The organism is Pseudomonas sp. S09G 359 (assembly GCF_002843605.1).
Classification (GTDB): Bacteria; Pseudomonadota; Gammaproteobacteria; order Pseudomonadales; family Pseudomonadaceae; genus Aquipseudomonas.
Genome location: NZ_CP025263.1, coordinates 2,861,178 through 2,874,042, shown reverse-complemented (window position 1 = coordinate 2,874,042; position 12,865 = coordinate 2,861,178). Strand labels below are relative to the sequence as shown.

General features: G+C 62.4%; 9 protein-coding genes. 8 read left to right on the top strand and 1 reads right to left on the bottom strand.

Annotated features, from left to right (window positions below; all coding sequences use genetic code 11):
- Position 1 precedes the first annotated feature (1 nt).
- The 7 genes from CXQ82_RS12895 (at position 2) to CXQ82_RS12860 (ending at position 9,435) form a co-directional block, all read left to right on the top strand.
- Entirely contained in the window at positions 2 to 3,091 is a 3,090-nt protein-coding gene (locus tag CXQ82_RS12895; RefSeq protein ID WP_101269463.1) for an efflux RND transporter permease subunit, read from the top strand.
- A 495-nt stretch (positions 3,092 to 3,586) separates the two neighbouring features.
- Positions 3,587 to 4,228 (top strand): DUF1345 domain-containing protein, encoded by a 642-nt coding sequence (locus CXQ82_RS12885; protein ID WP_101269458.1) that lies wholly within the window; start codon positions 3,587 to 3,589, stop codon positions 4,226 to 4,228.
- 115 nt (positions 4,229 to 4,343) lie between these two features.
- On the top strand, positions 4,344 to 5,357 hold the full coding sequence (locus tag CXQ82_RS12880; protein ID WP_101273776.1) for a LacI family DNA-binding transcriptional regulator: 1,014 nt from the start codon (positions 4,344 to 4,346) through the stop codon (positions 5,355 to 5,357).
- Between the two features lie 43 nt (positions 5,358 to 5,400).
- Positions 5,401 to 6,183, top strand: a complete 783-nt coding sequence (locus CXQ82_RS12875; RefSeq protein ID WP_101269456.1) for a sugar phosphate isomerase/epimerase — start codon at positions 5,401 to 5,403, stop codon at positions 6,181 to 6,183.
- Positions 6,176 to 7,117, top strand: coding sequence for a sugar kinase (locus CXQ82_RS12870; RefSeq protein ID WP_101269454.1), 942 nt, complete (start codon positions 6,176 to 6,178; stop codon positions 7,115 to 7,117). Before CXQ82_RS12875 ends, CXQ82_RS12870 begins: the two co-directional genes overlap by 8 nt.
- Before the next feature lie 45 nt (positions 7,118 to 7,162).
- Complete coding sequence (locus CXQ82_RS12865; protein ID WP_101269452.1) at positions 7,163 to 8,461, top strand: MFS transporter; 1,299 nt, start codon at positions 7,163 to 7,165, stop codon at positions 8,459 to 8,461.
- The gene (locus CXQ82_RS12860) at positions 8,458 to 9,435 is read left to right on the top strand and encodes a D-glycerate dehydrogenase (RefSeq protein WP_101269450.1); all 978 of its coding nucleotides are present in this window, start codon (positions 8,458 to 8,460) and stop codon (positions 9,433 to 9,435) included. The genes CXQ82_RS12865 and CXQ82_RS12860 overlap by 4 nt, the downstream gene beginning before the upstream one ends.
- 131 nt (positions 9,436 to 9,566) lie before the next feature.
- Here CXQ82_RS12860 and CXQ82_RS12855 read toward each other — a convergent pair whose 3' ends face one another.
- Positions 9,567 to 11,192, bottom strand: a complete 1,626-nt coding sequence (locus CXQ82_RS12855; RefSeq protein WP_101269448.1) for a methyl-accepting chemotaxis protein — start codon at positions 11,190 to 11,192, stop codon at positions 9,567 to 9,569.
- Between the two features lie 234 nt (positions 11,193 to 11,426).
- Here CXQ82_RS12855 and CXQ82_RS12850 point away from each other — a divergent pair, with 234 nt between their 5' ends.
- Positions 11,427 to 12,857 carry a nucleobase:cation symporter-2 family protein gene (locus CXQ82_RS12850; RefSeq protein ID WP_101269446.1) on the top strand — a complete coding sequence of 477 codons (1,431 nt, stop codon included), beginning with the start codon at positions 11,427 to 11,429 and terminating at the stop codon, positions 12,855 to 12,857.
- Positions 12,858 to 12,865: the final 8 nt, after the last annotated feature.

Sequence of the window (12,865 nt, the reverse complement as noted above, 5' to 3'; positions counted from 1 at the left end):
CATGCCGCAGTTCTTTATTGACCGCCCGATCTTCGCCTGGGTGGTGGCCTTGTTTATCCTGCTGGCCGGCGCGCTCGCCATCCCCCAATTGCCGGTGGCCCAGTACCCCAACGTCGCGCCGCCGAAGGTGGAAATCTACGCGGTGTACCCTGGCGCCTCGGCGCAAACCCTGGATGAAAGCGTGGTCAGCCTTATCGAGCAGGAGCTCAACGGCGCCGACCACCTGCTGTACTTCGAATCCCAGAGCAGCCTCGGCTCGGCCACCATTACCGCCACGTTCCAACCGGGCACCGACCCGGAAATGGCCCAGGTGGACGTGCAGAACCGGCTTAAAGCCGTGGAGCCGCGCCTGCCCCAGGCCGTGACGCAGCAAGGCTTGCAGGTGGAGAAGGTGTCCGCCGGCTTCCTGCTGCTGGTGACCCTGACCTCCAACGACGGCAAGCTCGATGACGTGGCGCTCAGCGATTACCTGGCGCGCAACGTGATGAACGAGCTCAAGCGCCTGGACGGCGTGGGCAAGGCCCAGCTCTACGGCGCCGAACGCGCCATGCGCATCTGGATCGACCCGCAGAAGCTGATCGGCTTCAACCTGACCCCGGCCGACGTGAATGCCGCGATCAGCGCGCAGAACGCCCAGGTATCGGCGGGCAGCATCGGTGATCTGCCCGGCACTAAAACCCAGGAAATTACCGCGGCGATCCTGGTCAAGGGCCAGCTTTCGACGCCGGCGGAGTTCGCCGACATCGTGCTCAAGGCCAACCCGGACGGCTCCACCGTACGCGTCGGCGATGTGGCGCGGGTGGAAATCGGCAGCCAGGAATACCAGTTTTCCACGCGCCTGAACGGCAAGCCGTCCACCGCCGTCAGCGTGCAACTGGCACCGGGGGCGAATGCGCTGAACACCGCGACCCTGGTGCGGGCGAAGATGGATGAGCTGTCGCGCTACTTCCCGGCCAATGTGGAATACAAGATCCCGTACGACACCTCGCCGTTCGTCAAAGTCTCGATCACCAAGGTGGTCTACACCTTGCTGGAGGCCATGGCGCTGGTGTTTGCGGTGATGTTCCTGTTCTTGCAGAACGTGCGCTACACCTTGATCCCGACCCTGGTGGTGCCAATTGCGCTGATGGGCACTTTCGCCACCATGTTGTTGCTGGGCTTTTCGATCAACGTGCTGACCATGTTCGGTATGGTGCTGGCCATCGGTATCCTGGTGGACGATGCGATTGTGGTGGTGGAGAACGTCGAGCGCATCATGGTCACCGAAGGCCTGTCGCCCAAGGAGGCGACGAAGAAGGCCATGGGCCAGATCACCGGGGCCATCGTCGGCATCACGCTGGTGCTGGTGGCGGTGTTTCTGCCGATGGCGTTCATGAAAGGGTCGGTGGGGGTGATCTACCAGCAGTTCTCGCTGTCGATGGCCACCTCGATTCTGTTCTCGGCGTTTCTCGCCCTGACCTTGACCCCGGCGCTGTGCGCGACCTTGCTCAAGCCGGTTGCCAAGGACGAACACCACGCCAAGGGCGGCTTTTTCGGCTGGTTCAACCGGCGCTTTGATCAGTTTACCGACCGCTACGAAAGCTGGGTGGCCTACGCCCTTAAGCGCAGCGGGCGCTACCTGCTGATCTACCTGGTGTTGCTGGTGGGCCTGGGGCTGATGTTCAGCCGCCTGCCCTCCTCGTTCCTGCCGGTGGAAGACCAGGGTTACACCATCACCGATATCCAGTTGCCACCGGGCGCGAGCAAGAACCGCACGGTGCAGGTGGCCGAGCAGATCGAAGCCCATAACGCCGGCGAACCCGGGGTGGGCGATACCACCATGATCATGGGTTTCAGCTTCTCCGGTTCGGGGCAGAACGCGGCGCTGGCGTTTACTACACTCAAGGACTGGTCGACGCGCAGCAGCGACGATTCGGCCTCGGCGATTGCCGACCGTGCCAACGCCGCGTTCAGCGAGCTGAAAGACGCGATTGCCTACGCGATCCTGCCGCCCCCGGTGGATGGCCTTGGCACCTCCAGCGGGTTCGAGTTCCGCCTGCAGGACCGCGGTGGCGTCGGCCATGCCGCGTTGATGGCCGCGCGCACCGAACTGCTGGCCGCCGCCGAGAAAAGCCCGATTCTCGCCAACGTGCGTGAAAGCGCCCTGGCCGAAGCGCCGCAAGTACAACTTGAGGTGGATCGCAAGCAGGCCAACGCACTGGGCGTGTCCTTCGCCGATGTCGGCAATGTGCTGTCGTCGGCGATTGGCTCGGCCTATATCAACGACTTCCCCAACCAGGGCCGCATGCAACGGGTGGTGGTACAGGCCGAAGGTGACCAGCGTAGCCAGGTGGCGGACTTGATGAAGATCAACGTGCGCAACAACGCCGGGAAGATGGTGCCGCTGTCGGCGTTTGTCGAAGCCAAGTGGACCCAGGGCCCGGCGCAGTTGACGCGCTACAACGGCTACCCGGCCATCGCCATCAGCGGCGAAGCGGCGCCGGGGCATAGCACCGGCGAGGCCATGGAAGAGATCCAGCGCCTGGTCAACCTGTTGCCGGCAGGCCTGGGCCAGGAATGGACGGGTTTGTCGCTGCAAGAGCGCCTGTCCGGCGCCCAGGCCCCGTTGCTGCTGGGGTTGTCGTTGCTGATCGTGTTCCTGTGCCTGGCGGCGCTGTATGAAAGCTGGTCGATCCCGACCTCGGTGTTGCTGGTGGTGCCGCTGGGTGTGCTTGGCGCCGTATTGGCGGTGACCTTGCGCGGCATGCCCAACGATGTGTTCTTCAAGGTGGGCTTGATCACCATCATCGGTTTGTCGGCGAAGAACGCGATCCTGATCATCGAGTTTGCCAAGGACCTGGTCGACCAGGGCGAAGACCTGCTCGACGCCACCCTGAAAGCCGCGCGGTTACGGCTGCGGCCGATCATCATGACCTCACTCGCGTTTATCCTCGGCGTGGTGCCCTTGGCGATCGCCACGGGTGCCAGCTCGGCCAGCCAGCAGGCAATCGGTACCGGGGTGATCGGCGGCATGATCACCGCAACCCTGGCGGTGGTATTCGTGCCAGTGTTCTTTGTGGTGGTCATGAAGCTCGTAAGCAAACGCAACTAAACGCCGACGCTTAAGCCACAGGCCTGTTGTGGCCAACGGGCTTGCTGTGGCGAGCGGGCTTGCCCGCGTTGGGCTGCGCAGCAGCCCCAAAAAAGCCCAACTCCATTGTCTCAGCCAAAAACACGGCAACCCTGTTCAGGGCCGCTTCGCAGCCCAACGCGGGCAAGCCCGCTCGCCACAAGAATGGGTTATGGTGCTCACAACCGCCCTTACTGTGAGCCGCCATACCCTTCCTCGCCTGTCCGGCCTTGCCGTAGGCATCCTGGTGCCGGCCGAAACGCTTCAGTGAGCAGGCTTGTGTGGCCAACGGGCTTGCTGTGGCGAGCGGGCTTGCCCGCGTTGGGCTGCGCAGCAGCCCCAAAAAAGCCCAACGCCATTGTCTCAGCCAAAAACACAGCAACCCTGTTCAGGGCCGCTTCGCAGCCCAACGCGGGCAAGCCCGCTCGCCACAAGAATGGGTTATGGTGCTTACAACCGCCCTTACTGTGAGCCGCCATGCCCTTCCTCGCCCGCACTCACCCTCGCCTGTCCGCCGCCGCCGTGTTCGGCCTTGCCGTAGGCATCCTGGTGCCGGCCGAATCGCTCATCAGCAAAATTCTCATCGGCTGGAACGCCGGGGTCTGGACGTATCTGGTGCTGATGCTGTGGCTGACCATTCGGGCCAAGGCCGAAGACGTCAAGCGCATCGCCGAGATCGAGGACGAGAACGCCGGCCTGGTGCTGTTCATGGTGTGCATCGCCGCCATTGCCAGCCTGGCCACCATCACCTTCGAACTGGTCGGCAGCAAAGACCTGGCCACCTCCGAACGCCTGCTGCACTACGGCTTTACCGGGTTGACGGTGATCGGTTCATGGCTGTTGATCGGGGTGATTTTCAGCGTGCACTACGCCCGTCTCTACTACACCTGGCAAGGCAAGGAGCCGGCGCTGCGCTTTGCCGAAGGGCTGCTGACCCCCAATTATTGGGACTTCCTGTATTTCTCCTTCACCATCGGCGTGGCGGTGCAGACCTCGGATGTCGGCGTCGCCACCCGTGGCTTGCGCAAAGTGGTGCTGGGGCAATCGTTGATCGGGTTTCTGTTCAATACGGCGATCCTGGGCTTCTCGATCAATATTGCCGCAGGCCTGTTCGGCTAGGGCCACATCGACCTTACGTCTGTCTTTGTCCTACAACTCCTTGACGACTTTCCTACTTTGATGGTTTCCTGAAACCGGTTTCAGTCATTCCAATAAAAATAGAAGGTCGATGACCGTGAACAACTTCTCTGCCGCCCAGCGCAGCCGTGTGACCATGCTTGACGTGGCCCAGCGCGCCGGGGTTTCCAAGGCCAGCGTGTCGCGCTTTATCGGCGACGACCGTGCATTGTTGTCCGATGCCATCGCCCTGCGCATCGAGCAGGCCATCGAACAACTCGGCTACCGCCCCAACCAGATGGCCCGCGGCCTGAAACGTGGGCGCACGCGCCTGATCGGCATGCTGGTGGCCGATATCCGCAACCCCTATTCCATTGCCGTGATGCACGGTGTCGAAACCGCTTGCCGCCAGCACGGCTACAGCCTGGTGGTGTGCAACACCGACCGCGATGACGAACAGGAGCGCCAGCATCTCGCGGCGCTGCGTTCGTACAACATCGAAGGGCTGATCGTAAACACCCTCGGCCATCACCTTGACCAGTTGCTGGAACTGCAACGGGAAATGCCCCTGGTGCTGGTGGACCGCAAGGTCGAACCGCTGCACAGCGACCTGGTGGGCCTGGATAACCCCGCCGCAGTGCGCATGGCCGTGGAGCATCTGCAACAGCAGGGTTATCGCGATGTGTTGCTGGTGAGTGAAGCCACCGATGGCACCAGCTCACGCCTGGAGCGCCTGCACAGCTTCAAGGCCGAGATCTCCGCCCGCCCTGAGTTGACCGGCGCAGTGTTGGAACTGGATGACCAGTTGCACACCCATCTACACGCCTTTCTCGCCAAACCCGGCCCCAAGGCCTTGTTCTGTGCCAACGGCATCGCCGCGCTGGCCTGCACCCGCGCGCTCAAGGCCCTGGGCTGCGCACTCTTTGCCGACGTCGGCCTGATCGCCCTGGATGACCTGGACTGGTACCCACTGGTGGGCAATGGCATCACCGCCCTCGCCCAGCCGACCGAGGCCATCGGCGCCAGTGCATTCGACTGTTTACTCAAGCGCCTGCGTGGCGACGCTGCCCCCACGCGCACCCTGGATTTCTTGCCAGAGCTGATTATTCGCGGTTCGACTCAACCCATCTAAATTTTTTGCACAAAAATGAAACCGGTTTCAGAGGTAAACAACAATGCACAAATACCCCGTTTCCATCAGCCTCTCCAGCTACGGCGCCGACCTGGTACGCCAGCAGGGCCAACTGAGTTTTGTCCAGGTGCTGGCCGCCGCCGGTGCCCGGCGCATTGAATGGCGTGAAGAACTGCTGACCACCGAACAGCCCGCCGAGCTGGCCCACGCGGCCGCCGAGCAAGGCCTGGAATCGGTGTTCTCTTCGCCGCTGGAGTTGTGGGTCGCTGGCCGCGCGCAACCGAATGCCGAACTCAGCGCCACCCTCGACCGCGCCCAGGCCTTTGGCGCGCGCTGGCTGAAAGTCTCCCTGGGCTACTTCACCGACACCAACGACCTTGAGAGCCTGCACGCCCTGCTCCAGCGCCACCCGGTCAGACTGCTGGTCGAAAATGACCAGACCCTGCACGGCGGGCGGATCGAGCCGATGCAGCGTTTCTTCACTGAAGTTGAACGCCTGGGCTTGCCTGTGAAGATGACCTTCGATATCGGCAACTGGCACTGGCAGGACCAATCCGCCCTGACCGCCGCGCGCCTGCTGGGCCGGCATGTGGATTACCTGCACTGCAAGGCCGTGGCCCGCCGCCCGGACGGCAAGCTGGTGGCACTGCCGCCCGGCGCCACCGACCTGCATGTGTGGGAACAACTGCTCAAGCACATGACCCAAGGCATTACCCGCGCCGTGGAATTCCCGCTGCAAGGCGCCGACCTGGTCGCGGTCACCGCGCAGCAGGTCGCCACCCTCACCAGCCTTGGCCAACCCCATGGGGAGCACGCACATGTCTGAGATCGATATCCTCTCATTTGGCGAAACCATGGCGATGTTTGTCGCCGAGCAGACCGGCGACCTGGCCCAGGTGGCGCAGTTTCACAAACGCATCGCCGGGGCCGACAGCAATGTTGCCATCGGCCTGTCGCGCCTGGGCTTCAACGTGGCGTGGTTGAGCCGCGTCGGCAATGATTCCCTCGGGCGCTTTGTGGTCGACACGCTGCAAAAAGAAGGCCTGGATTGCCGGCATGTGGCGGTCGATCCGCTGCATCCCACCGGTTTCCAATTCAAGTCCCGCGAAGACGCCGGCGCCGATCCCCAGGTGGAATACTTTCGCAAGGGCTCGGCGGCCAGCCATTTGTCCGTCGCCGCCATCAGCCCCGCACTGTTGCAGGCGCGCCACCTGCACGCCACCGGCATTCCGCCGGCGCTGTCCGCGGCTACGCATGAATTGTCTGTCGAGCTGATGACGCAAATGCGCAAGGCCGGGCGCAGTGTGTCGTTCGACCCCAACCTGCGCCCGTCGCTGTGGGCCAGCCAGGCGCAGATGGTCCGCGAGATCAACAGCCTCGCAGGCCTGGCCGACTGGGTCTTGCCAGGCCTGGGCGAAGGCCGCCTGCTCACAGGTTTCGACGACCCGGCGGATATCGCCGCATTTTACCTCGACAGGGGCGCTGAAGCCGTGGCGATCAAGCTGGGCGCCGACGGTGCCTACTTCCGTACCCACATGGACCAGGGCTTTGTCGCCGCCGTGCGGGTGGACAAGGTGGTCGATACCGTAGGCGCCGGCGATGGCTTTGCCGTCGGCATGATCAGCGCCCTGCTGGAGAACCTCAGCTTCGCCGAAGCGGTACAACGCGCCAACTGGGTCGGCAGCCGTGCCGTGCAAAGTCGTGGCGATATGGAAGGCCTGCCCACTCGCGCGGAGTTACCCACCCGATCCGTCGCATGACCCACACCCTGTTGCCACAACTACAACAAGCTCAGGAGCAACCCCATGGAAACCGTGAAACTCGCCACCCGCCGTTGGTGGTACATCATGCCCATCGTCTTTATCACCTACAGCCTGGCGTACCTGGACCGCGCCAACTATGGCTTTGCTGCCGCCTCCGGGATGGCTGAAGACCTGATGATCACGCCGGGCATGTCGTCATTGCTCGGCGCGCTGTTCTTCCTCGGTTACTTTTTCTTCCAGGTACCGGGCGCCATCTACGCGCAAAAACGCAGCGTGAAGAAGCTGATTTTTGTCAGCCTGATCCTCTGGGGTGGCCTGGCCACCCTGACCGGCGTGGTGTCCAACGCCTACATGCTGATTGTGATTCGCTTCATGCTCGGCGTGGTGGAAGCGGCCGTGATGCCGGCGATGCTGGTGTACCTGTGCCACTGGTTTACCCGCGCCGAACGCTCGCGCGCCAATACCTTCCTGATCCTCGGCAACCCGGTGACCATGCTGTGGATGTCGGTAGTGTCGGGCTACCTGGTGCAGCATTTCAGCTGGCGCTGGATGTTTATCATTGAAGGCCTGCCGGCGGTGCTCTGGGCGTTTATCTGGTGGAAGTTGGCCGATGAGCGTCCCAAGGATGCCAAATGGCTGAGCGATGGCGAGAAACAGGCGCTGGAAACCGCGCTGGCCGCCGAGCAGGTTGGTATCAAGGCGGTGAAAAATTACGCCGAGGCGTTTCGCTCGCCGAAAGTGATCATCCTGGCGCTGCAGTTCTTTTGCTGGAGCATCGGCGTGTATGGCTTTGTGCTGTGGTTGCCGTCGATCCTCAAGAAAGGCTTGCAGATGGACATGGTCGAGGCCGGCTGGTTGTCGGCGTTGCCTTACCTGGCAGCGGTGATCGGCATGCTGGTGGTGAGCTGGGGCTCGGACAAGCTGCAAAAGCGCAAACGTTTCGTGTGGCCGCCGCTGCTGATTGCCTCCATCGCCTTCTATGCGTCCTACGTGCTGGGCGCCGAACACTTCTGGTGGTCCTACACCCTACTGGTGATTGCCGGGGCCTGCATGTACGCGCCCTACGGCCCGTTTTTTGCGATCGTGCCGGAAATCCTCCCGGCCAACGTGGCCGGTGGCGCCATGGCGCTGATCAACAGCATGGGCGCCCTCGGTTCGTTCGGCGGCTCGTACCTGGTGGGTTACCTCAATAGCAGCACTGGTTCGCCCGGCGCCTCTTATCTGCTGATGAGCGGTGCGCTGATGCTTTCGGTGGTACTGACAATTTTCCTCAAGCCCGGCGCCAGCGACCGTGAACGCGCGCCGCAGCCAACCCTCGATTTAAAGGTGAACACCCGATGAAAAAGTCTGTGGTTTTGTACAAAAAACTCTCCGCGCCACTGATGGCCCGCCTGCATGAAAAGGCCGAGGTCACGCTGATCGAGGCGCTGGATGAAAACGGCCTGGCGAAACTGCGCGAGGCCTTGCCCGGCGCCCACGGCCTGCTGGGTGCCAGCCTGCGTCTGGATGCGCAGTTGCTGGACCTAGCGCCGCAGTTGGAAGCGGTGGCCAGCGTGTCGGTGGGCGTCGACAACTACGACATCGACTACCTGACCCAACGCGGCATCCTGCTCAGCAACACCCCCGACGTGCTGACTGAAACCACCGCCGATACCGGCTTCGCGCTGATCCTGGCCACCGCCCGGCGGGTAGTGGAGCTGGCCACGCTGGTCCGCGCCGGCAACTGGAACCAGAACATCGGCCCGCTGCATTTTGGCAGCGACGTGCATGGCAAGACCCTGGGCATCATCGGCATGGGCCGCATCGGCGAAGCGTTGGCCCAGCGTGGGCATTTCGGCTTCGGCATGCCTGTGATCTACCACAGCCACTCGCCCAAACCGCTGGTCGAGAAGCGGTTTGGCGCGCAGTACCGCAGCCTCGATGACTTGCTGCAACAGGCCGATTTTGTCTGCCTGACCCTGCCATTGACCGCCGAAACCGAAAAGCTGATCGGCGCCGAAGAATTTGCGCGGATGGGCCCGGAGACGATCTTTATCAATATCTCGCGGGGCAAGGTGGTGGACGAAGCGGCACTGGTGGAGGCCCTGGAAAAACGCACCATCCGCGCGGCGGGGCTGGACGTGTTCGAAAAGGAACCGCTGGATCACAACTCCGCCCTGCTGCGCCTGAACAATGTGGTGGCCACGCCGCATATAGGCTCGGCGACACATGAGACGCGGGAGGCGATGGCTAAGTGTGCGGTGGATAATCTGCTACAGGCACTGGCCGGGGAGAAGCCCAAGAACTTGGTGAATCCCACTGCCTGGAAGCAGTAAACCCTGACACCATAAAAACCAATGTGGGAGCGGGCTTGCTCGCGAATGCGGTGTGTCAGTCGAAAGATGTATTGACTGATCCGCCGCATTCGCGAGCAAGCCCGCTCCCACAGTTTTGACCGTATTTCAGATCAGATCACAAAGCGCGCCACCATCCCATTCAAGTCCACCGCCAGGCGCGACAGCTCATGGCTGGCCGCGCTGGTCTGGTTGGCGCCTGCCGCCGACTGCGTGGCCAGGTCGCGGATGTTGACCAGGTTGCGGTCCACTTCGCGGGAGACTTGGGCCTGTTCTTCCGAGGCGCTGGCGATCACCAGGTTGCGTTCGTTGATCAGGCTGATGGACTGGGTAATTTGCTCCAGGGCCACACCGGCGGCGCGCGCCATTTCCAGGGTGTTCTGGGTGCGTTGGTTGCTCTGCTGCATGGACTGCACGGCTTCGCCGGTGCCGTTCTGGATGCCGGCCACCATTTTCTCGATTTCCTGGGTCGACTGCGCCGTGCGATGGGCCAAGGCGCGCACTTCGTCCGCCACCACTGCAAAGCCACGCCCGGCTTCACCGGCGCGCGCCGCTTCGATGGCGGCGTTGAGTGCCAGCAGGTTGGTCTGCTCGGCAATCGCGCGGATCACGTCCAGCACCTTGCCGATATCCCGGCCCTGGGAAGCCAGGCCTTCGATCAGCACCGCGGTATTTTGCACGTCCTGGGTCATGGTCTGAATCGCGCCGACCGTCTCCACCACCCGGTCGCGGCCTTCGCGCGCCGCCTGGTTGGACTGGCCGGACGCCTCGGAGGTGGACACCGCATTGCGCGCCACTTCTTCCACCGCAGCGGTCATCTCGTTGACCGCCGTGGCGGCCTGGTCGATTTCATTATTCTGCTGCTGCAAACCCCGCGAGGCTTCTTCGGTGACCGCGCTCAACTCTTCGGCCGCTGAGGCCAGTTGCGTGGCTGAGCCGGCGATGTGCTGGATGGTCTGGCGCAGGTTGGCTTGCATGGCCGACAACGCGTTGATCAGGCGCGCGGGCTCATCCTTGCCGTGATCTTCTATGACGTTGGTCAGGTTACCGCCGGCGATGGTTTCGGCCACTTCCACGGCCTTGCGCAACGGTGTGACGATGCTGCGGGTCAGCAGCCAGGCCAACAGCACGGTCAGCAATGCAGCCGCCACCGAGACGGCAATGACGCCGGTGATGGCGCCGTCGTAACTGCGCCCCGCTTCGTCATCGGCGCTCTTGGCGTCCGCCGCATTGATAGCGATCAGCTTGTTCAACTGCTCGCCCATCTGGTCGGTGCCGTCTTTGATGCGGCTGTTGATCAAGGCGCGCATCTCATCGACCTTGCCTTGCTTGGACAACGACAGCATCTCGGCCTGGGCCTGGGTGTAGTTGTCCAGGGTCGCGACGAACGTTTTGTACAGCGCCGCCTCCTCCGGACCTGCCGGCAACGCGGCATAACCGGCCTGGGCGGTCTTCACTTTGTCGGCCAGCACGCCCATGCGCACTTCGGCTTCCTGCAAGCCCGCAGGCTCGCGGTTGACCAATACACGAAATGACAGGATGCGCAGGCGCAGCACGTTCTCGGTGATGTTACTCAGGTAGGTGACGCTCGGTAGCTGGTTTGCGCTCATGTCCACCGACGACTGGCGGATCTGCGTCATGCGGTTGACCGCAAATACCCCCAACACAACCACTAACAACGCAATGAAGGCGAAACCCAGAAACGCGCGTGGGGCAATATTCAGATGACGAAGGGACATAGGGGGGTGCTCTCAGATGGAGTGTTTGCGAGCGTCCCTGCTGCGAAACGATCCGTCAGCGTCAACGCGCTGCTCAGACCTTGGTCACCACTGTTGTAATTGGTATGTGGGCCTATAGGAGGTATCGGCCGGGTCCGGGTTTTTATGCAGGGCTTTATAAATATTTTTTTACACTTCTGACGACTGGCTGTTTCTGGCATCCTGCGCCTCCATTTTCTGACCCGAGCCCTCATTTTGTCTGACGCTCAAGCCCCCCGCCCGCGCTATAAATCCGACCTGATCTACGGCCTGGAAGACCGCCCGCACTTCACCGCGGCGATTTTTGCCGCGCTGCAGCATGTGCTGGCGAGTTTTGTCGGCATCATCACCCCCACCCTGATCGTCGGCGGCGTGCTCGGCCTGGAAAGCGAAGTGCCCTACCTGGTGAGCATGGCGTTGTTTGTGTCGGGGCTCGGCACCTTCGTGCAGGCGCGTAAGTTCGGCCCCATCGGGTCGGGCCTGTTGTGCCTGCAAGGCACCAGCTTTTCTTTTATCAGCGTGATCCTGAGCGCGGGTTTCATGGTCAAGGCCCGGGGCGGCGGCACCGATGAAATCCTCTCGACGATCTTTGGCATCTGCTTTTTTGCGGCATTCATCGAAGTGGTGCTGAGCCAGTTCATCGGCAAGCTGCGCAAGCTGATCACCCCGGTGGTGACCGGCACCATCATTACCCTGATGGGCCTGTCGCTGATCAAGGTGGCAGTCACCGACATGGCCGGCGGCTTTGGTGCCAGCGATCTCGGCGCAGCCAGCAATATGGGGCTGGCCGCACTGGTGCTGCTGACCATCGTGGTACTCAACCGCTTCAACAACCCGTTCCTGCGCCTGGGTTCGATCGTGATCGGCCTGAGCCTGGGTTTTGTGGTGGCCTGGTGGATGGGCCGCGTCGACATGGCCGCCCTGCCCCACGTGCCGTTGATCAGTGTGCCGGTGCCGTTCAAGTACGGTTTTTCGTTCGACTGGGTGGCGTTTATCCCGGTGGCGGTGATCTTTCTGATTTCACCCCTGGAAGCCGCCGGCGACCTGACCGCCAACTCGATGATTTCCCAGCAGCCAGTCAAGGGCCCGCTGTATATCAAGCGCATCAAGTCGGGGCTGTTGGCCGACGGCCTCAACTCGGCCATGGCCGCCACCTTCAACAGCCTGCCGATGGTGACCTTCGCCCAGAACAACGGCGTGATCCAACTGACCGGCGTGGCCAGCCGCTACGTGGCTTACTTTATTGCCGGCCTGCTGGTGCTGCTGGGGCTGTTCCCGATGATCGGCGCGGTGCTGCAATTGATGCCCAAGCCCGTGCTGGGCGGCGCCACCCTGATCATGTTCGGCACGGTGGCGGTGGCGGGTATCAAGATCCTTGCCGAAGCCGGGCTGCATCGGCGCAATGTGCTGATCGTGGCGATCTCCCTGGGCATGGGCCTGGGCGTCGCTGCCGTGCCGGAGGTACTGCGCGATCTGCCCAAAGCGCTGCATAACATCTTCGAGTCGCCGATCACCGTGGGCGCATTCTGTGCAATCGTGCTGAACATTTTCCTGCCGGAAGAGTTCATAGAGCTGGAAGAAGATGAATTTGATCCGGAGTCCTCTACCCTCAAAGTGATGCAGGACCCGGACGTCACGAAAAAATAGGAGCACCG